The organism is Klebsiella sp. A-Nf5 (assembly GCF_002810545.1).
GTDB lineage: Bacteria > Pseudomonadota > Gammaproteobacteria > Enterobacterales > Enterobacteriaceae > Klebsiella > Klebsiella variicola.
The window spans coordinates 1-19167 of record NZ_PIOG01000131.1; the positions used below are offsets into that span (position 1 = coordinate 1).

At 56.1% G+C, this 19167-nt stretch carries 16 protein-coding genes and 1 pseudogene; 7 read left to right on the forward strand and 10 right to left on the reverse strand.

Annotated elements, in window-relative coordinates:
- Positions 1–141: 141 nt before the first annotated feature.
- The 5 genes from glnQ to rhtA form a co-directional block, all read right to left on the reverse strand.
- Positions 142–864, reverse strand: a complete 723-nt coding sequence (glnQ, locus tag CWM53_RS12660) for a glutamine ABC transporter ATP-binding protein GlnQ (protein ID WP_008805775.1) — start codon at positions 862–864, stop codon at positions 142–144.
- Entirely contained in the window at positions 861–1520 is a 660-nt protein-coding gene (gene glnP, locus CWM53_RS12665; RefSeq protein ID WP_002895837.1) for a glutamine ABC transporter permease GlnP, read from the reverse strand. Before glnP ends, glnQ begins: the two co-directional genes overlap by 4 nt.
- Positions 1521–1645: 125 nt before the next feature.
- Positions 1646–2392 (reverse strand): glutamine ABC transporter substrate-binding protein GlnH, encoded by a 747-nt coding sequence (glnH, locus tag CWM53_RS12670; RefSeq protein WP_004886198.1) that lies wholly within the window; start codon positions 2390–2392, stop codon positions 1646–1648.
- 430 nt (positions 2393–2822) lie between these two features.
- Complete coding sequence (gene dps / locus CWM53_RS12675; RefSeq protein WP_004886200.1) at positions 2823–3326, reverse strand: DNA starvation/stationary phase protection protein Dps; 504 nt, start codon at positions 3324–3326, stop codon at positions 2823–2825.
- Positions 3327–3563: 237 nt separating this feature from the next.
- Positions 3564–4451, reverse strand: a complete 888-nt coding sequence (gene rhtA / locus CWM53_RS12680; RefSeq protein ID WP_032729736.1) for a threonine/homoserine exporter RhtA — start codon at positions 4449–4451, stop codon at positions 3564–3566.
- Positions 4452–4802: 351 nt separating this feature from the next.
- On the opposite strand from rhtA, the gene ompX reads away from it, so the two are divergent.
- Entirely contained in the window at positions 4803–5318 is a 516-nt protein-coding gene (ompX, locus tag CWM53_RS12685; protein WP_008805777.1) for an outer membrane protein OmpX, read from the forward strand.
- A 95-nt stretch (positions 5319–5413) separates the two neighbouring features.
- On the opposite strand, the gene CWM53_RS12690 is transcribed toward ompX, so the two are convergent.
- Together CWM53_RS12690 and mntS are read right to left on the reverse strand one after the other, a co-directional pair.
- Entirely contained in the window at positions 5414–6994 is a 1581-nt protein-coding gene (locus CWM53_RS12690; RefSeq protein WP_100729811.1) for a phosphoethanolamine transferase, read from the reverse strand.
- 268 nt (positions 6995–7262) lie between these two features.
- Positions 7263–7388: a manganase accumulation protein MntS gene (gene mntS / locus CWM53_RS12695; protein WP_074386468.1), complete on the reverse strand. Its 126-nt coding sequence runs from the start codon at positions 7386–7388 to the stop codon at positions 7263–7265.
- A 185-nt stretch (positions 7389–7573) separates the two neighbouring features.
- On the opposite strand from mntS, the gene mntR reads away from it, so the two are divergent.
- From mntR to CWM53_RS12720, 5 genes are all read left to right on the forward strand, one after another.
- Entirely contained in the window at positions 7574–8047 is a 474-nt protein-coding gene (gene mntR / locus CWM53_RS12700; RefSeq protein ID WP_008805779.1) for a manganese-binding transcriptional regulator MntR, read from the forward strand.
- On the forward strand, positions 8044–9156 hold the full coding sequence (locus CWM53_RS12705; RefSeq protein ID WP_061155244.1) for an anion transporter: 1113 nt from the start codon (positions 8044–8046) through the stop codon (positions 9154–9156). The genes mntR and CWM53_RS12705 overlap by 4 nt, the downstream gene beginning before the upstream one ends.
- A gap of 107 nt (positions 9157–9263) precedes the next feature.
- Positions 9264–10304: an aldo/keto reductase gene (locus CWM53_RS12710; protein WP_074386466.1), complete on the forward strand. Its 1041-nt coding sequence runs from the start codon at positions 9264–9266 to the stop codon at positions 10302–10304.
- Between the two features lie 155 nt (positions 10305–10459).
- Entirely contained in the window at positions 10460–11836 is a 1377-nt protein-coding gene (locus tag CWM53_RS12715; RefSeq protein WP_100729810.1) for a glycoside hydrolase family 1 protein, read from the forward strand.
- 67 nt (positions 11837–11903) lie between these two features.
- Positions 11904–12620, forward strand: coding sequence for a GntR family transcriptional regulator (locus CWM53_RS12720; RefSeq protein ID WP_100729809.1), 717 nt, complete (start codon positions 11904–11906; stop codon positions 12618–12620).
- A 123-nt stretch (positions 12621–12743) separates the two neighbouring features.
- Here CWM53_RS12720 and ldtB read toward each other — a convergent pair whose 3' ends face one another.
- Positions 12744–13658, reverse strand: coding sequence for a L,D-transpeptidase (ldtB, locus tag CWM53_RS12725; protein ID WP_061155240.1), 915 nt, complete (start codon positions 13656–13658; stop codon positions 12744–12746).
- A 201-nt stretch (positions 13659–13859) separates the two neighbouring features.
- A pseudogene (locus CWM53_RS12730) lies at positions 13860–14775 on the reverse strand (tyrosine-protein phosphatase).
- Positions 14776–14823: 48 nt separating this feature from the next.
- Here CWM53_RS12730 and CWM53_RS12735 point away from each other — a divergent pair.
- Positions 14824–16416, forward strand: a complete 1593-nt coding sequence (locus CWM53_RS12735) for an ABC-F family ATPase (RefSeq protein WP_061155238.1) — start codon at positions 14824–14826, stop codon at positions 16414–16416.
- A 377-nt stretch (positions 16417–16793) separates the two neighbouring features.
- Here CWM53_RS12735 and CWM53_RS12745 read toward each other — a convergent pair whose 3' ends face one another.
- Positions 16794–19157, reverse strand: coding sequence for a glycoside hydrolase family 31 protein (locus CWM53_RS12745; RefSeq protein ID WP_100631677.1), 2364 nt, complete (start codon positions 19155–19157; stop codon positions 16794–16796).
- Positions 19158–19167 lie beyond the last annotated feature (10 nt).

Genomic DNA, 19167 nt, shown 5'->3' on the forward strand with positions numbered 1-19167 from the left:
GCAGCGAGCAAAAGCAGGATCCACGGCATGGGCACCTCCGTTGCAACGTAAACGGGTAAGTATAGAAGCCGATGGCGGAAGGGGAGGGAAGAGGAATCTGGAAAAGCGGCTCTCTCCGCGGAGGAAGAGAGCCGTTGCGGGTCAGGCGACGTGCTGCAGGAATTCGCGCAGGCGCGGGCTTGGCGGGTTCTTCACCAGCTCCTGCGGGTTGCCGTCTTCAGCAATGCGTCCTTTGTCGATAAAGATCAATCGCGAAGCCACTTTTTCGGCAAAGCCGATTTCGTGGGTTACGATCACCATCGTCATCCCCTCTTCAGCCAGATCCTGCATCACCTTGAGCACTTCATGGCGCAGTTCCGGGTCGAGCGCGGAGGTCGGTTCATCAAACAGCATCATCTTTGGCTTCACCGCCAGCGCGCGGGCAATGGCCACACGCTGCTGCTGGCCGCCGGAGAGTTCAGACGGATAGTGATGCGCGCGCTCGGCCAGGCCGACTTTCGCCAGCAGATCTTTCGCCTGCTTCTCTGCCGCCTGCTTGCTGGCGCCGCGCACCCGCAGCGGACCAAACATGACGTTCTCCAGCGCCGTCAGGTGCGGGAACAGATAAAACTGCTGAAATACCATCCCGGCTTCCTGACGAATCAGACGTTCGTCCACCTTCGGGTCGTTGACCTTCAGGCCATCGACAATCAGATCGCCGCTGGTGATCTCTTCCAGTTTATTGATGCAGCGCAGCATCGTTGATTTACCGGAGCCGGACGGGCCGATAATGACCACCACTTCACCCTGATTAATTTTCAGGGAGATATCGTGCAGCACCTGGGTCGGGCCAAAGTGCTTGGAGACGTTTTTAAATTCAATCACAGGATTTTCATCCTTCTTTCAAGACGACGCAGAATAAAGCTCAGGACCAGGGTGATAATCAGGTAGATCACGGCTACGGCGCTCCAGATTTCCAGGGCGCGGAAGTTGCCCGCGATGATCTCCTGTCCCTGACGGGTCAGTTCGGCGACGCCGATGACGATGAACAGCGAGGTATCCTTGATGCTGATAATCCACTGGTTGCCCAGCGGCGGCAGCATGCGGCGTAGCGCCAGCGGCAGGATCACGTGGCGAATGGTTTCGCGACGCGACAGGCCCAGCGCCAGGCCCGCTTCGCGGAAGCCTTTATGAATGGAGAGCACCGCGCCGCGGGTAATTTCCGCGATATAGGCGCCCGAGTTAATCATGATGGTCACTACCGCTGCGGAGAAGGGGTCGATGCGCAGGTCGCTAAAGGCCATCGGCAGCGCAAAGTAGATGAACATGACCTGCACCACAATCGGGGTGCCGCGAATGATTTCAATAAACACCAGTGCGATGTGGTTGGCGATCCAGCCGCCGAAGCAGCGGGCGAAACCGGCCACCAGACCGATTATCAGGCCGCCGGCCAGGCCGAGGACGGAAATCCACAGCGTCATTTTGGCGCCTTCCAGCAAAATCGGAATGGCAGGCCAGATGGCACTCCAGTCAAACTGCATAATACGTTCCTGTTACCGTGTCGAGAGCAGAGGAAATCCTCCGCCAAAATACGGTCTCCCGCCGAGTCTGTGCCGGAAGACCGTTGTGATGTCGCCGGAGCTGCGTCTGGCGAAGTGTGTTCTTATTATTTTGGTTCAGTGCCGAACCATTTTTTATAAATTTCGTTGTAGGTACCATTCTCGCGCAGCGTTTTCAGCGCACCGTTCACTTTCTCACGCAGCTCGTCGCTGCCTTTCGGGAAAGCGATACCGTAGTTTTGCGCTTCCAGTGATTCGCCTACCGCTTTGAACTTGCCGTTGCCTGCGGTTTTGATGAAGTACAGAATATTTGGCGTATCGTGCAGCACGGCATCAGCGCGGCCGGTACCCAGTTCCATATAGGCGTTATCGATGTTCGGGAACTGACGCAGATCTTTGGTTTTGATATTGGCTTTCGCGTAATCAACGGAGCCGGTACCGCTCTTCACCGCGACCACTTTACCGTTCAGATCTTTCACATCTTTGATGTCGTTATTATTGGCGTTGACCATCACCAGCAGGCCGCTTTTGTAGTAGCCGTCGGAGAAGTCGATCGCTTTTTTACGTTCGTCGGTGATGGTGATCCCGGCCAGCGCCAGATCGATATTTTTAGTTTGCAGCGCCGGGATAATGCCGCTGAAGTCCATTGGCTTCAGGGTGTAGTCGAGCTTCAGCTCTTTGGCGATAGCCGCCCACAGGTCAACGTCAAACCCGACATATTTATCGCCTTGCTTAAATTCGAACGGGACGAACGCCGTATCGGTGGCGACAACCAGGGTCTTATTGGCGGCATGGGAAGAAACCGCAAAAGCCAGGGTCAGTGCAGCCAGTGAAACTTTAAATACAGACTTCATAGCATTTCCTTTTATATCCACGGGACGATCCCCTGCGAGAACGACTAGCCTAATGAAAAAATCGTGCCACTTTTACAAGCTGTTGTTTTTCAACAAACGAAGCGCGAGCGGTTGCACAATTTCGATCATGACAGGCACTCACTGCACCAGGATGGGGCGTCACTTTGGTGCGTTATAGAGTTGCTGAATAACGAGCACATTTTTAGCGCAAACCCTGATGGGAAAACAATCTCAACGTAACGATTGTGTGAGGTGATTATTACAATTGTTTTACTTTTGTGCGCATTTTCATCAATTTGGCGCCCTAAAACGGTGCAATGTCAGCGGGCAATGAAAGCAAAGAAGGGAAAACAGATAGAACGGAAAACAAAAAGGTGGGGCAGGGAAAAGCAAAGGCGCCGCCGACCGCGTTGCGATCGGCGGCAAAGCCTTACTCGATATTCGCTTCGATGAACCACAGGAATTTATCCAGATCGCGGGAGGCCGCGGTGAAAATATCCGCGGTATCCTCGTCTTTGGCTTCACCAATCGCCTTGCGTACGTCGTTAGCGACGACGGCATAGCGGTCAGCCAGCGCTTTCAGGTGATCCTGAACGTGATGGATATCGAGCGGGTAGCTCTGCAGCGGCGTTTTGCTGTTAATGACCTGAGTGGTGCCCAGTGCGACGCCGCCCAGCTGCACGGCACGCTCCGCCATGGTATCCAGGTGCTCGGTTAGCGCGGTACGGAAGCCATCCAGCATTTCGTGCACGGCGATAAAGTTCGCACCGCGCATATTCCAGTGTGCCTGCTTGGTGATAAGTGACAGGTCAATGAACTGGATCACCTGGCGATTCAACAGCTCAATGGTCGCTTTCTTTTCGCTGTCAGCGACATCGTTGCGGGTATAGACCAGATTAGATGCTTTTGATTTAACCAGTTTTGCGGTACTCATCGTTTCATATCCTCTTGATATTGATGCTCGTCACACTTCAAATCTGAATGATGTGGAGCGTTGTCCCAGGTAACTTCGGGACTAAGTATAGCAAGGGTTTCAAAGAGTGAGGCATCGGCAGGCCATATCACTTCGATAGCGCAAAGTGGTTGGTTATTTTAAAAAACGCTAAATATCATAGGGTTATATTTAGCTGAACGGCCCGGATTTCTCACGGGCCGGCGGCGTAACAGAATGTTAATTGATATCGACTTGCTCGATTTTACTTTGTCGCTGCATGGTCAGCGTGGCGCCCATTGAGGCGATAATGATCGCGCCCAGCGCCAGAGTCTGGGAGAGCTTCAACGTTTCGCCGAGGAAGACCATACCGGAAAGGGCGGCTAACGCCGGTTCGAGGCTCATCAGTGTGCCGAAGGTGCGCGTCGGCAGGCGCGTCAAGGCCATCATTTCGAGAGAGTAGGGCAGCGCGGTTGAGAGAATAGCAATCCCCAGCCCCATCGGCAGCAGCGACCATTGCCACAGCGTATCCGTAGCCTGCGCCATGCCTAACGGAACAAACACCAGCGAGGCGATGAGCGACCCCATCGCCACCGTGGCTGGCCCATGCTCTTCACCGGCGCGCTGCCCGGTCAGAATATAGACCGCCCAGCAGGCGCCGGCGCCCAGGGCAAAGAGCGCGCCGGTTAAATCGACCTGCGCCACGTTCTGCCCCAGCGGCAGGAGATACCACAGTCCGAGGATCGCCAGCGCCACCCAGACAAAATCCAGCGGTCGGCGCGAACCAAACAGCGCCACCGCCAGCGGGCCGGTAAACTCCAGGGCTACCGCCACGCCGAGCGGAATACGCTGCAGGGATAAATAAAAGAGATAGTTCATCGCGCCGAGCGCCAGGCCGTACAGTAGCAGCGGCACGCGCTGCGCCGGGGAGAAACGTAACCGCCATGGCTTGAACACGATCACCAGAATCAGCGTCCCGAGCGCCAGGCGCAGGGCGGTGACCCCCGGGGCGCCAACCAACGGGAACAGCGATTTGGCGAGCGAGGCGCCGCTCTGAATCGAGGTCATGGCGATTAAAATCACCAGAATCGGCAACCATGCCGCCGCTTTTCGGGATGGACCGGGCATCCTTTCTCCTGTCAGGTTTTGTCAAAAGTCGTAAAAGTGCCAGTGTACTGGAATAACCTGCTGACGGTTGAGCTAATGTTGAAAAAAACAGAGGCAAAAACAGTAGAATGGCGCACATTGCTGAGAAATTCGCCAGGTGATTAAGATTAATCTGGATGCTTGCGAATTTCTTAATGAGCGTTAAGATGTACGTTAACGCCAAAAATTGTTGTTTTCCATATTGTTATAGAAGTATGGAAACTTTTAGTTACATGAAAAAGTATGTTAGACAATGTAAACTCCAAAGAGTTTCCCAAAAGTTTTTGATATATTTAAGGCTTAGGACTTATTAGAAACACATTTGAGGTGGTTATGAATAAAATTGCACGTCTTTCAGCACTGGCCGTTGTTCTGGCTGCATCCGTAGGTACCACTGCATTTGCTGCAACTTCTACCGTAACTGGCGGTTACGCGCAGAGCGACATGCAGGGTAAAGCGAACAAAGCTGGCGGTTTCAACCTGAAATACCGTTACGAGCAAGATAACAACCCACTGGGCGTTATCGGTTCCTTCACCTACACCGAAAAGGATAACACCAGCAACGGTACTTACAACAAAGGTCAGTACTACGGCATCACCGCAGGTCCGGCTTACCGTCTGAACGACTGGGCAAGCATCTACGGCGTAGTGGGTGTTGGTTACGGTAAATTCCAGAACAACAACTTCCCGAACCAGAAATCCGATATGAGCGACTACGGTTTCTCCTACGGTGCTGGTCTGCAGTTCAACCCGATCGAAAACGTTGCCCTGGACTTCTCCTACGAGCAGTCTCGTATTCGTAACGTTGACGTCGGTACCTGGATTGCTGGCGTGGGTTACCGCTTCTAATCACTCCGGTGATATAAAAAATCCGCCTCACGGGGCGGATTTTTTTTGCCTGTTGCCGGCCAGCCCGGGCGGTTGACCGGGCTGAACGAGTCGTCTTAGTTGACCGTGAACTCATCGCTGCCGAGGTGGGCGTAGTCCACCTTCTGCAGCTGGAAGTTGGTGATGTACACCGGACCGGCCTTTTGCTCAGAGATAAAACGATAGCGCGGGACGATTTCCGCCGCCTTGATCCCAGTCCACTGGGAGAAGAAACTGAGGAAATCATTCGCTGAGCGCTGCGCTTTAATCACTTTATGCGCGTTGTCATCGCTGGACAGCACCATAAACGGCACCTGGAAGTTCTGCTGGAACTTATCGTCATGCGCCAGATACTGCACCTCTTTTCCCCGCTCCTTGAACGCCAGACCATGATCGGAAAAGTAGGTCAGTGAAAAGGTATCGCCGGAGTTTTGCAACTGGCTGTAGAGCTTAGCCAGCAGCGAGTCGGTCTGCGTCATGCTGTAGAGATAACAGGAGGTCTCTTTCGACTGGACGAAAACCGTGTACTTGCCTTTGGTCCGGTCGCAGGCCTGCGGGTGAGAACCCATCAGATGCAGGACGATCAGCTGCGGCTGGGTGCGCTGCGTAGAGAGTACCTGCTCGGTCAGCTTTAATAACTGCTCGTCCTGAGTATTTTTATTGGCCTCGAAATCGCCGTTTTTCAGGAACTGGACTTCATCCGCACGTTTGGCGATGCTGGCGATAGCGGTGTCGTACTCGCCAATCTGCCCCTGGTTGGAGAACCACCAGGTCTGGAAACCGGCGCGATTGGCGAGGGTGACAAAGTTATCCTGAAACTGCGGTTTGCCGTCGACCACCCGGTTAAGCGTCAGGCCGAGCGATTTCTGCGTCGAGCCGCTGGCGGCGACATAGTTGTTAAACAGATAACCGTTTACCGAGCTGGCAAACGGCGTGTTGTCCCAGTGGCCACCGAAGGCGCCGAGGGCGTCGCGGCGGGCGCTTTCGCCAATCACCACCACATAGAGATGGTACTTTGGCTTCACCGCCAGCACGTGCCAGCTGTCTTTCATGCCGGCCAGCTGCGCCATTCGCGCCTGCTCGTCCAGCACCTCGTTATTATTCACCACCACGTCTTTCACAAAACGAAAGGCCGGATAACCGGTGTCAATCACCTTGAACACGCCGCCCCAGGCGAGATTCTGCACCGGCTGCAGAAAGAAAATTCCGATGCTGAACAGCAGGCCCAGGGTCTCCATTTTTCCCCAGCGGGATGGCTCAACGATCCTGCGGCGGACCGCAATGATCCCCAGCGCGAAAATGAAGACCGCCAGCAGATAGTTGTACCATGGGAAGATGGTCAGAATTTCCGTGGATTCTTCCACGTTGGTGGCGTGAAGCGCCAGCAACGTATTGAAGTTGGGGGCGCCGTAGGCCTGGCCAAAGGGGTAGTAGAGCGCCGCCAGCAGCGAATAGGCACCGACCACCCCTTTCTGGACGCGTGGAAAGGCACGCCACAAAAGATGTAACACGCAGGTAAATGCCACGGTATAGAGCAGGCTAAATTCATAGCCCAGCGCCAGGTTAATTAATAGCGACTGTAAAAAGTAGAATCCTGTCCATGGGTTCAGTGCCAGTCGGCGGGCGACCAGCGTATTTTTCAGGGTGGTGACATTCATAGTAAACAATCAAAAAGAGGCCATGCGCATCCCCTGGCATCAAGGGGGAAAACCTGCTGGACAGTGCGCGAAGAGGGTCTCTGCGAGCCGCGAATGTGGCAGGGCTGTGCAAAGATAGGGCTTGTAAATGGTAAGGTCAACCAGACATAACAGATTGTTTTGCGAGGGCGCTTACAAAACTTGAAAAAAGGTCAGGGAAACGGGGGGAACCGGCCATTTTAGCGGCAGAAGATGACAGAAAAATGAAGCGGCGTACCGCGACGCCGCCTTAGGAATTAGGCTTGTCCTGCTGCGGTTTACCGTTAATCATCTCGCACAGCATACCGATCAGCATTAGTCGTACTTTAAAGGGTGAATGGCTAAACACGTTTAAGCACCTCTTGAATTCATTCATCTGCTCTCCTCCTGCCTGTTCACGCCGTCAATCCTTGATGGCTGTTTGCATTACATACAGATATAGCACAGGCTATATTTTATAGCTATGGCTAAAACGTTAATTTTTTGTGCTCTTGGCGCAATCCATTACAATGTGGATCTTTTTATATGATGCTTGACGCGTCACACGAATGAGGAAGCACAATGAACCGTCGCGCAGGTAAGCCAATAACAAAAAAAGTGACGCAGTTAGTAAATGTTGAAGAGCACGTTGAGGGGTTCCGTCAGGTGCGGGAAGCGCATCGCCGCGAGCTGATCGATGACTATGTGGAGCTGATCTCCGATCTGATCAACGAAGTGGGGGAGGCGCGCCAGGTGGATATGGCGGCGCGTCTTGGCGTTTCGCAGCCTACGGTCGCCAAAATGCTTAAACGCCTGGCCAGCGTGGGTCTGATCGAACAGATCCCCTGGCGCGGGATCTTCTTAACCCCTGAAGGGGAAAAGCTGGCCCAGGAAAGTCGCGAGCGCCACCAGATTGTGGAAAACTTTCTGCTGGCCATTGGCGTCAGTCCGGAGATTGCCCGCCGCGATGCGGAGGGAATGGAGCATCACGTGAGTGAAGAGACGCTGGCGATGTTCCTGAAATTTACCCAGAAACAGGGATCCCAGGAAGCATGACTCTTCCCTTCGTTCAGTCGCTGCTGCGCGACCGTTTTTTACACCTGCTGCTGATTATCGCCTGCGTGCTCAGCGCCATCGTGCCGTTTGTCCCGGCAAGCTGGCCGGCGGCCATTGACTGGCATACCATCATCACGCTCAGCGGCCTGATGCTGTTGACCAAGGGCATTGAACTAAGCGGCTACTTTGACGTGCTGGGACGGAAAATGGCTCGCCGCTTCGTGACTGAGCGCCAGCTGGCCATCTTTATGGTGCTGGCGGCGGCGCTCTTATCCACCTTCCTGACCAACGATGTCGCCTTGTTTATTGTGGTGCCGCTGACGCTGACGCTGAAAAAGTGGTGCGCGATCCCGGTTAACCGTCTGATTATCTTCGAAGCGCTGGCAGTCAACGCCGGGTCGCTGCTGACGCCGATCGGCAACCCGCAGAACATTTTGCTGTGGGGACGATCCGGTCTCTCTTTCGTCGGGTTTATCGGCCAGATGCTACCCCTGGCGGCGGCAATGATGTTGACTCTGCTGGTGCTGTGCTGGTTCTGTTTCCCGGCAAACCGGCTCAGCTACCAGAGTAGCGATAAGGCGCCATCGTGGCAGCCTAAGCTGGTCTGGAGCTGTCTGGGATTGTATCTGGTGTTCCTGACCGCGCTGGAGATGAATCAGGCGCTGTGGGGGCTGGCGCTGGTGCTGCTGGGCTTCCTGATACTGGCCCGGGCGGTGATCGTCCATGTGGACTGGTCGCTGCTGCTGGTGTTTATGGTGATGTTTATCGACGTCCACCTGCTGACCCAGCTTCCGGCGCTGCATCATGTGCTGAGCGGCGTCGGGACGCTTTCCGGCGGCGGACTGTGGCTGACCGCCATCGGCCTGTCGCAGGTGATCAGTAATGTGCCCTCGACCATTCTGCTGCTCAACTATGTCCCGCCGTCGATACTGCTCGCCTGGGCGGTTAACGTCGGCGGCTTTGGTCTGCTGCCAGGATCGCTGGCCAATATCATCGCCCTGCGCATGGCCAGCGATCGGCGGATCTGGTGGCGCTTCCATCTTTACTCCATTCCTATGCTGCTGTGGGCGGCCATCAGCGGCTATTGGCTCTTTAAACTCTGCGCCTGATTTCTGCAGAATTGGGCAAGAAACTGACAGAAACACCCCATTCGCACGCCTCGACTCAGCGGTATAACTATACCGCTGACGTTAACCATCCTGTTGAGGAGAGTGCTATGCGATATCAAAAACTGGGCAATACCGGTCTGTTTGTCTCTGAGCTGTGCCTGGGCACCATGACCTTCGGCGGCGAAGAAGGGATGTGGGGCAAAATCGGCCAGCTGCGCCAGGCCGAAGCCGAGCAACTGGTCGGCAGCGCGCTGGACGCCGGGATCAACTTTATCGATACCGCCAACGTCTACTCGGAAGGGCGCTCTGAAGAGATTACCGGCCAGGCGCTGAAAAACCTGAAAATCCCGCGTGAAAACGTGGTGGTGGCGACCAAAGTGTTTGGCGAAACCGGCACCGCTGGCGTGAACTCGCGCGGCAGCTCACGGTACCACATCATGGGCAGTGTGAAAGAGAGCCTGCGCCGCCTGCAGCTCGATCATATCGATCTCTATCAATTGCATGGCTTCGATCCGGCGACGCCGATCGAAGAGACGCTGTCGGCCCTGGATACCCTGGTACAGCAGGGCCATGTGCGCTACATCGGTGTTTCTAACTGGGCGGCCTGGCAAATCGCCAAAGCGCTGGGCATAGCGGAACGCCTTGGACTCTCCCGGTTTGCTTCTCTGCAGGCCTACTACACTATCGCCGGGCGTGACCTGGAACGCGAGCTGGTGCCGATGCTGCAAAGTGAAGGCCTCGGCCTGATGGTCTGGAGCCCGCTGGCGGGCGGCCTGTTGAGCGGGAAATACCGCCGCGACGGCGAGGCGGAAGCGGGTGGTCGTCGCCTGGCGTTCGACTTTCCGCCGGTGGATAAAGCGCGCGCATTTGACTGCATTGACGTCATGCGGGTGATAGCCGAAGCAAAAGGGGTATCGGTGGCGCAGATTGCCCTGGCATGGCTGCTGCATCAGCCGGTGGTGACCAGCGTGATTATCGGCGCTAAACGGGCCGAACAGTTGCAGGATAACATCGCTGCCACCGCTATTCGCCTGAGCGAAGATGAGTTGCGCCAGCTTGATGCGGTCAGCGCCCTGCCGCGCGAATATCCGGGCTGGATGCTGGAGCGCCAGGGGGAATATCGTCGTCATCAGCTTGACGCGCAGTAACGCCGTTTCCACTTACCTCTAAAGATCGCCGCTTGCGGCGATCTTTTTTGTTTGTCTGGCTCACAGAAAACGATCCGTCTTTTGCTTCCGCGGTGGTTTTTTTGTATATGACTAGTCATGAATTTAAAATGACTAGTCATATACAGAGGCGAACCATGAAAGACACATTACCGGCCGATTTTTTATGGGGCAATTCGGTCTCCAGCATGCAGACCGAAGGGGCGTGGAATGAGGGAGGAAAGGGGAGGTCGGTTTACGATATTCGTCAACCGTCGGAGTTCGCCTCGGACTGGAAGGTGGCGACTGACTCCTATCATCGCTTCCGCGAAGATTTCGATCTGATGCAGGATCTGGGCATGAACTGCTATCGCTTTCAGATCGCCTGGAGCCGGGTGTGTCCGGAGGGGGACGGCGAATTCAATGAAGAGGGGATCGCGTTCTACCATCAGTTTATCGATGAGCTTATTGCCCGCGGCATAGAGCCGATGATCTGCCTGTATCACTTTGATATGCCGCTGTCGCTGGCGGAGCGCTACAACGGTTTTACCGACCGCCGGGTCATGGACGCCTTTATCCGCTATGGCCAGAAGATGATCGACTGCTACGGCGATAAGGTGAAGTACTGGCTGACCTTTAATGAACAGAACCTCTACCATTCGCCGGAAGCCTTCCTGATCACCGGCTATTTGCGTGGCGATAAAACGCTGCGCGAACTCTACCAGATCCAGCACCACGTGATGATGGCGCATGTCCATCTGACCCACTATCTGCATCAGACGAAGCCGCAGTGCCTGATGGGCGGAATGCTGGCTCACGCGCTGGTCTATCCGGCTACCTGCAAACCACGCGATATTCTCTGCGCTCAGCAACTGGACGAGTTTTTAAACCAGAACCTGCTGCGCGCCTACGCGGGCGAGGGCTATAGCCCGGAGGTGATGCACTTTGTCGCCCGCGAAGGCTTTGACGATATTTATCGCGCCGAAGATATGGCGCTGATGGCAATGGTGAAGGTGGATTATCTGGCGTTCAGCTATTACGCGAGCCGCTCGCTCAATAGCGACGCGATCCCGCCGGGAACGGCGGTCAACAATTACATGCTATTCGGTAATCAGGATAACCCGTACCTGAAAGCGACGGAATGGAACTGGCAGATCGATCCGCTGGGATTTCGCATGATCATCACCCGTTATTACAATGACTGGCGGCTACCGGTGTTCCCGATTGAAAACGGCATCGGGGTGATCGAATCCTGGGACGGTGAACATCCGGTTGCCGATGATTACCGCATCGCCTACCATCGCGACCATATTAACGCCATGAAAGCGGCGATGTTTGAGGACGGCGCGCAGGTGATCGGCTATCTCGGCTGGGGATTAATCGATATTCTTAGCTCACAGGGCGATATGCGTAAGCGCTACGGCGTGGTGTACGTCAATCGTGAGAACCATGACCTCAAGGATCTACGGCGGGTGCCGAAGAAGAGCTATGCGTGGCTGAAGCAGGTGATCCACAGCAACGGCGAAGCGATGTAACGGTGTCCTGGCGGTCAGGTCAAGTATGCTGCCCGCCAGTCACGCACAGAATGTAAAAGGACCGGGAATGACGGCGAAGTATCTGCAAATTGCGCGGGAAATAAAAAAACGCATCATCAGCCAGCAGTATCCTGCCAGCGCGCCGCTACCCGACCAGTTTGCGCTGGCGGCGGAGTTCAACACCAGCCGGATGACGATTCAACAGGCGATGCGTCAGTTAATCGTCGAAGGGCTTATCTATACTCGCAAAGGGCAGGGCACCTTTGTGCGGAAAAATTTTCTCCAGCTGTCGCAGTGGGAACTGTCCGGCAGCGACTATTTTGGCGCCACCAAAACCTGGGAGCATCTTGGCGAGGTACAAAGCGAAGTGGTGCGCTTTGAGGTGCGTTTTCCCAGCGACAAAGAGCAGAGTTCGCTGCTGATTGACGCCGATGCCCCGGTGTATGACTTTGTCCGTCTGCGGCTGCTCAACGGTGAGCCGGTGTCGCTGGATCTGACAGTTATGCCGGTGGGACTGGTGCCAGGGCTCAATAAAAGCCATCTGGAAAGCTCGGTGTTTCGCTATGTGCAGGAGACGCTGGGGCTGAAGCTGATGGGATCTTACCGCGTAGTGCGGGCGATGAAGCCCGATGAACTGGATAAATTACATCTTCACTGCGACGCCACCGACCCGGTGCTGGAGGTTGAGCAGGTTATCTACCTCGAAGACGGTACGCCGCTGGAGTATGCCCACTGCCACTATCGCTACGATCACGGCGGGATTATTCTGGTGAATAACGGCTAGACCGGGGGGCCTGTTTGCGCAGCGCTAAGCAGGGCCAGGGTGTTGTCAGGTCTGGTAGCCCGGGAAAATACAGATAAAAAAACGGCGGGCATCAGGCCCGCCGTTTTTCTTGCCATACAGAACTTAGTTCAGACGCACCGGCATACCGGAGCGGTTCTGGATAGCCTGCTCAACCACGTTCTGATCGACATCAGACTGGCCGGTGATCGCCTGTACCGGCTGAGTCAGGGTGATTGGCACGATTTCGCCGCCCTGGAACTGCGCTTCGGTGGTCGACAGCGGGTTGTGAACCTCAATGTAACGGCTGCCGTCCGGCTCGGTGGTCGCTTTTACCGGCTCATCGATAAATTGTACGCGGGTGCCGACCGGCACGTTATCAAACAGGAACTTGATGTCATCGTTGCGCAGACGCACGCAGCCGTGGCTCACGCGCAGGCCAATACCAAAGTTCGCGTTGGTGCCGTGGATGGCGTACAGACGGCCGATATACAACGCGTACAGGCCCATCGGGTTATCCGGACCGGCCGGTACGACGGCTGGCAGCGGGTTGCCGGCAGCGATGTATTCGGCATGCATCTTGGCGGTCGGCGTCCATGTCGGGCCGGCTTTCTTGCGTTCGACTTTGGTGGTCCAGTTAATCGGCGTATCTTTACCTAACTGGCCGATACCGATCGGCAGGACGATCACGGTATTGGTGCCTTTCGGATAGTAGTACAGACGCATCTCGGCGCTGTTAATCACGATGCCTTCGTGGACGGTGTCCGGCAGAATCAACTGCTGCGGGATGTTCAGGACGCTACCGCCTTTTGGCAGATAGGTGTCCACCCCCGGGTTGGCTTCCAGCATGTTGGACAGCCCCATCTGATATTTCGCCGCAAAGTATTCCAGCGGCTGCTTGTTATCATCAGGAATGGTGATGACCTGATTCTGACCAACCAAACGGCTGCCGTCGGTCGGCAAAGGATAGGTGACAGCAGACGCTGTATTGCAAAAGCCTACGAGGGCGAAGGCTGCCGCTAAGAGTGTAGATAATTTCATAGTCTTTAATGTCGTGTGCGAAATCAACGCCACACAGGCCTTTGTTAATGATTGAGACAGTAGATGGGAGCGCATTATATGTGCATTCCGCTGAACAGGTAAATCAGATGTGTACGAAATCACATTTTTTTCCCTGTCGTCTCGACTGTCGGGGCCTGGCGGACAATGCGACCGCCGCCTCCCACGCGGTTCACAGGGAGGTTATCCTTCCAGTAACCGGTCCTGTAGCGAAGCGCGGGCCGGGGCGGTGAGCTGGTACTCTTCTGCCAGCCAGGCGTCGACGCTACCATAGCGCTGGTGGATGGCCGACAGCGCGGCGGCGAGATAGGACTCTTTCACCGTCAGAATATCCGCCAGACTCTGGCGTCCCTGGGGCGTCAGGTCGTTGCCGAGCATCTCCAGCATCCAGGCTTCCACCTGCGTCAGCATACCGTGGGTAAGCAGATACTCCTCCATGACCGTCTCGCTGTCGCATCCGACGGCAAACAGCGTCAGCGCGCAGCCGACGCCGGTGCGATCTTTGCCGACGGCGCAGTGTTGGAGTAACGCCCCTTCAAAAGGGGCCGTCAGCCAGGCAGTGAGCTGGCGATAGGCCGGATTGTTAAACGGCAGCTGGCGATAGAGTTGCAGCATAAACTGTTCACCGTTCAGCGCGTTAAGGGTGGCAGCATTCAGCTCGGTGACCTTCGCATTCACATCGCTGATCGGCGGATTGGCTGGCGCGTTCAAATAATGAGTGAGCGGGCTAAGCTTGTCAGGCGTGCGCTGCACCTCACCGGGGTCGCGATAGTCGAGCACCCGACTGAGCGGCAGCGTCGCCAGGTGGTTGAGATCGTCCGCCGTCAACTGGTTTAGCGCGCCGGAGCGTAGCAGCTTGCCGCTGCGTACCGTGCGTCCGTCGGCGGCACGCTGGCCGCCCAGATCGCGAAAATTGATACCGCCCTGCAGGGATAAAAAGGCCGGGTGTCGCGGTAGGCTGGTGGTCATGGGGTTCCTCATAATGACGTACAGAATAACCGTTTGAGCCCTGGTCTGTGGCTCATCTGACAAAGACCTTAGCACAAGCGCCGCGGTGGAATTTACCGCAGGCCGTGAAAAGTGTGTCATTTGCTGGCATAATGTCTGTTGTGTCACACCCCTCATTCTCTTTTTTCAGGATATCCCCGTGCTAGTATCCAGCAACGTTACCATGCAGTTTGGCAGTAAGCCGCTGTTCGAAAATATCTCCGTTAAATTTGGCGGCGGCAACCGTTATGGTCTGATCGGCGCCAACGGCAGCGGTAAATCGACCTTTATGAAGATCCTCGGCGGCGATCTCGAGCCGACGCTGGGCAACGTTTCTCTCGACCCGAACGAGCGTATCGGTAAGCTGCGCCAGGATCAGTTCGCCTTCGAAGCATTCACCGTGCTGGATACGGTTATCATGGGCCACGGCGAGCTGTGGGAAGTGAAGCAAGAGCGCGATCGCATCTACGCGCTGCCCGAAATGAGCGAGGAAGACGGCTATAAAGTGGCCGATCTGGAAGTCAAATACGGCGAGATGGACGGCTACTCCGCCGAAGCGCGCGCCGGCGAACTGCTTCTCGGCGTCGGCATTCCGGTTGAACAGCATTACGGCCCGATGAGCGAAGTCGCGCCGGGCTGGAAGCTGCGTGTCCTGCTGGCGCAGGCGCTGTTTTCCAATCCGGATATCCTGCTGCTCGACGAACCGACGAACAACCTCGACATCGACACCATTCGCTGGCTGGAGCAGGTGCTGAACGAACGTGACAGCACCATGATCATCATTTCGCACGACCGTCACTTCCTGAACATGGTCTGCACCCACATGGCGGATCTCGATTACGGTGAGCTGCGCGTCTATCCGGGCAACTATGACGAGTATATGACCGCGGCGACCCAGGCACGCGAACGTCTGCTGGCGGATAACGCCAAGAAGAAAGCGCAGATCGCTGACCTGCAGTCCTTCGTTAGCCGCTTTAGCGCCAACGCCTCTAAATCGCGTCAGGCGACCTCTCGCGCCCGTCAGATTGATAAAATTAAGCTGGATGAAGTGAAAGCGTCCAGCCGTCAGAACCCGTTTATTCGCTTCGAGCAGGATAAGAAACTGTTCCGTAATGCGCTGGAAGTGGAAGCGCTGGCGAAAGGTTTTGATAACGGCCCACTGTTCAAAGGGGTGAATCTGCTGCTGGAGGTTGGCGAGAAGCTGGCGGTGCTGGGGACCAACGGCGTCGGTAAATCAACGATGCTGAAAACCCTGGTGGGCGAGCTGGAAGCAGATAACGGTACCGTTAAGTGGTCCGAAAACGCCCGTATCGGCTATTACGCGCAGGATCATGCCGAAGATTTCGAGAACGATCTGACGGTCTTTGACTGGATGAGCCAGTGGAAACAGGAAGGCGATGACGAGCAGGCAGTACGCAGCATCCTCGGTCGTCTGTTGTTTAGCCAGGACGATATCAAAAAGCCGGCGAAAGTCCTTTCTGGTGGTGAAAAAGGGCGCATGCTGTTCGGTAAGCTGATGATGCAGAAGCCAAACATCCTGGTAATGGACGAACCGACCAACCACCTGGATATGGAATCGATTGAATCGCTGAACATGGCGCTGGAGATGTATCAGGGCACCCTGATCTTCGTCTCTCACGACCGCGAGTTCGTGAGCTCGCTGGCGACCCGCGTCCTGGAGATCACCCCTGAACGCGTTATCGATTTCAGCGGCAACTACGAAGACTACCTGCGCAGCAAAGGTATCGAGTAATCCCTGCCCGTTACCCGGGTTGCGGCTTACGCCTTACCCGGGCTACGCCTGGCATGTGATCTGTAGGCCCGCGCAAGCGTAGCGCCGCCGGGCAATAAGCGCGGGTAAAGAGCCACTTTCGCGCCGGATGGCGGCTGCGCCTTATCCGGCCTACGGTCCGTGCCATTGTGAGCTTAAGAGCTCTATCTTGTACCCATGGTGACTGAAACTGTCTGTTACCCGGGCTACCAAACCGCACAGTGCTGTAGCCCCGGTAAGCGGTAGCGCCACCGGGGATTTTGAGGCCACCCGTTTGTAGCCCGGATTAGCGTAGCGCAATCCGGGAACATCATTAAATCCAGGCCGGGCAAGGCGTAAGCCGCCGCCCGGCATATCGCTTAGCGCCTCCACTCCGTTCCTTCGACGCCATTCACCAGTAGCTTGCGCTTTTCTCCCGCCGGTAATGACAGCTTCAGCGCTTTCCACGCCGGGCGATAGTTGCCGCGAGCGTTGATATTCAGGTTTATGCTGTTGGCGCTGCAGATCATTTCCCACTCCAGCCATAGCGCATCACCTTCTTTATAGCCCCAGCTTTCGCCGTCGTCTTCAAACAGCAGACCGCGGGTTGAGCCGGTACCTTTCAGCGGGAACAACTGCAGTTCGCGACGATCGTCTTTTTGCGCATCGACATGGCTGATACGTTCACTGAGCGGCAGACCGGCGCCGGCGCGAACCAACAGCGGCAGTTTTTCCAGCGGCGCGTCCAGCGTCACCCACTGGCCGCCGGCGAACCACTGGTGGCTGTAAAAATCGTACCAGCCGTCCTGATTATCGGGCAGCCACAGCTGGCGTTGACGGGCGCCGGGCTCGACCACGCTGGCCACCAGCAGATCGCGACCCAGCAGGAAGTCATCGCACTCGGCGAAGGTCTGGGTATCGTGCTGGTGATCGAGGAAGGTCGGGCGCAGCATCGGTTCGTCATCGGCATGCGCCTGCCACAGCAGAGTGTACAGATAGGGCAGCAGGCGGTAGCGCAGTTCGATGGCTGAGCGGATCGCCGGGGTGATTTCCGGGTACATCCAGGCTTCATTGACCGTCTGGTCGTCATTCCACGAGTGAATGGTAAAGCGAGGATGCATCACGCCGTTTTGCACCCAGCGCACGAACAGCTCCGGCTCAGGTTTATCGCCGGAGAATCCGCCGACGTCGTGGCCGACGTTAAACAGCCCGGACAGGCTCATGCCTAATCCCATGCGGGTGTTATAGCGTAATGTATCCCAGTTGGTGCGGTTGTCGCCGCTCCAGGTCTGGACGTAGCGCTGCATCCCGGCGCAGCCGGAGCGGGAGATCAGATACGGGCGCTTTTGTGGCGCAAAGCGCTGCTGGGCTTCCATGGAGGCGCGCATCATCAGCAACGGCATCACCGGGCGAATATGCTTAATGGCGATTTCGCGGCCAAAGCCGTAGCAGCGCGCTTCGCCGTCCCACACCTCATACTCGTTATTATCGTTCCAGGTCGAATCGATACCCATCTCCAGTAGCTGGGTGGTCACGCCTTCCTGCCACCAGGCCACGGTGTGCGGGTTGGTGAAGTCGAGATGCGACCCTTCATCGTCCCAGAAGCTGGAGCGCTCCGGCGCGTCGTTTTGCGAATCGCGAATAAAAAGACCGCGCTCCGCCACTTCGCCATAGCGCGGATGATCCTGCAGCAGGCAGGGTTTGATATTGGCGGCCAACTTCAGCCCGGCGTCGTGGAACGACTGGCTCATCACTTTTGGCTGCGGCACTTTGTCGTAGTTCCAGTTAAAGACGTAGCGCTTGCCGTTGATCGAGGTATAGCCGGAAGAGAGCTGGAACGAATCGCAGGGGATCGCGTGCTGCTCGCACAGGCGGATGAAGTTCATCAGCTGATTTTGCGCATCCGGCGCGTCGGTGTAGTGCATGGTGGAACCGCTGTAGCCGAGGCTCCATTTTGGCCCGAACAGGGTTTTACCGGTCAGACGGACGAAGGCTTTGGTCACATCCAGCACCTGTTTACCGGTAAACAGGTAATAATCGATATCGCCGGCCTCCGCCTGCCAGCGGCGATAGGCGGTGTGGTAGTTGTCGATTTCATTACCCAGATCCAGCCAGCAGCTGCTCAGGTTGTCGTAAAACAGGCCGTAGCTGATATCGCTGCGCTGCGTGATGGTAAACGGAATATGTTTATACAGCGGGTCGGTGCTGACGGCATTGTAGCCCATGGCATCGAGGTTACGCATTTCATAGCGCTTACCGTTGCGCTGCAGGTCGCCGGCCTTTTCGCCCAGGCCGTAGAAACGCTCATCTTTACGGCGGCTGAGATAATGGGCGACGCCATCCCCGTGAGCGTTTGCCAGATAGGCGCTGGTGGGACGGTCACTGGCGAGCGTCTGCCACTCACCGGCGTCGTCGCGATAGCTCCACTCCAGCCAAAGCGGCTGGTGGACGGTGACGCGCAGCTGGCGGGTGGCGATGGTCAGCGCGTTATCTTCTTTGGTCATCTGCCAGGCCGGGAGACTAAAACCGCTGAGGTCATCCCGCGCACGGCCTTCCCACGGCACATCCTGCTGCGGGGCGATACTCCAGGTGCGATCCAGCGCCAGCTGGCCCTGGCGCTTCAGCAGGACGCGGAACAAATTCTCTTCCAGCACATACAGGCACAGGGTGTGCTGGCCATCGACGGTCAGTTCAACGTGATGCTCCAGCTGTTGGTGCAAACTCCAGTGTTTCAACGTCTTCATATTTTACATC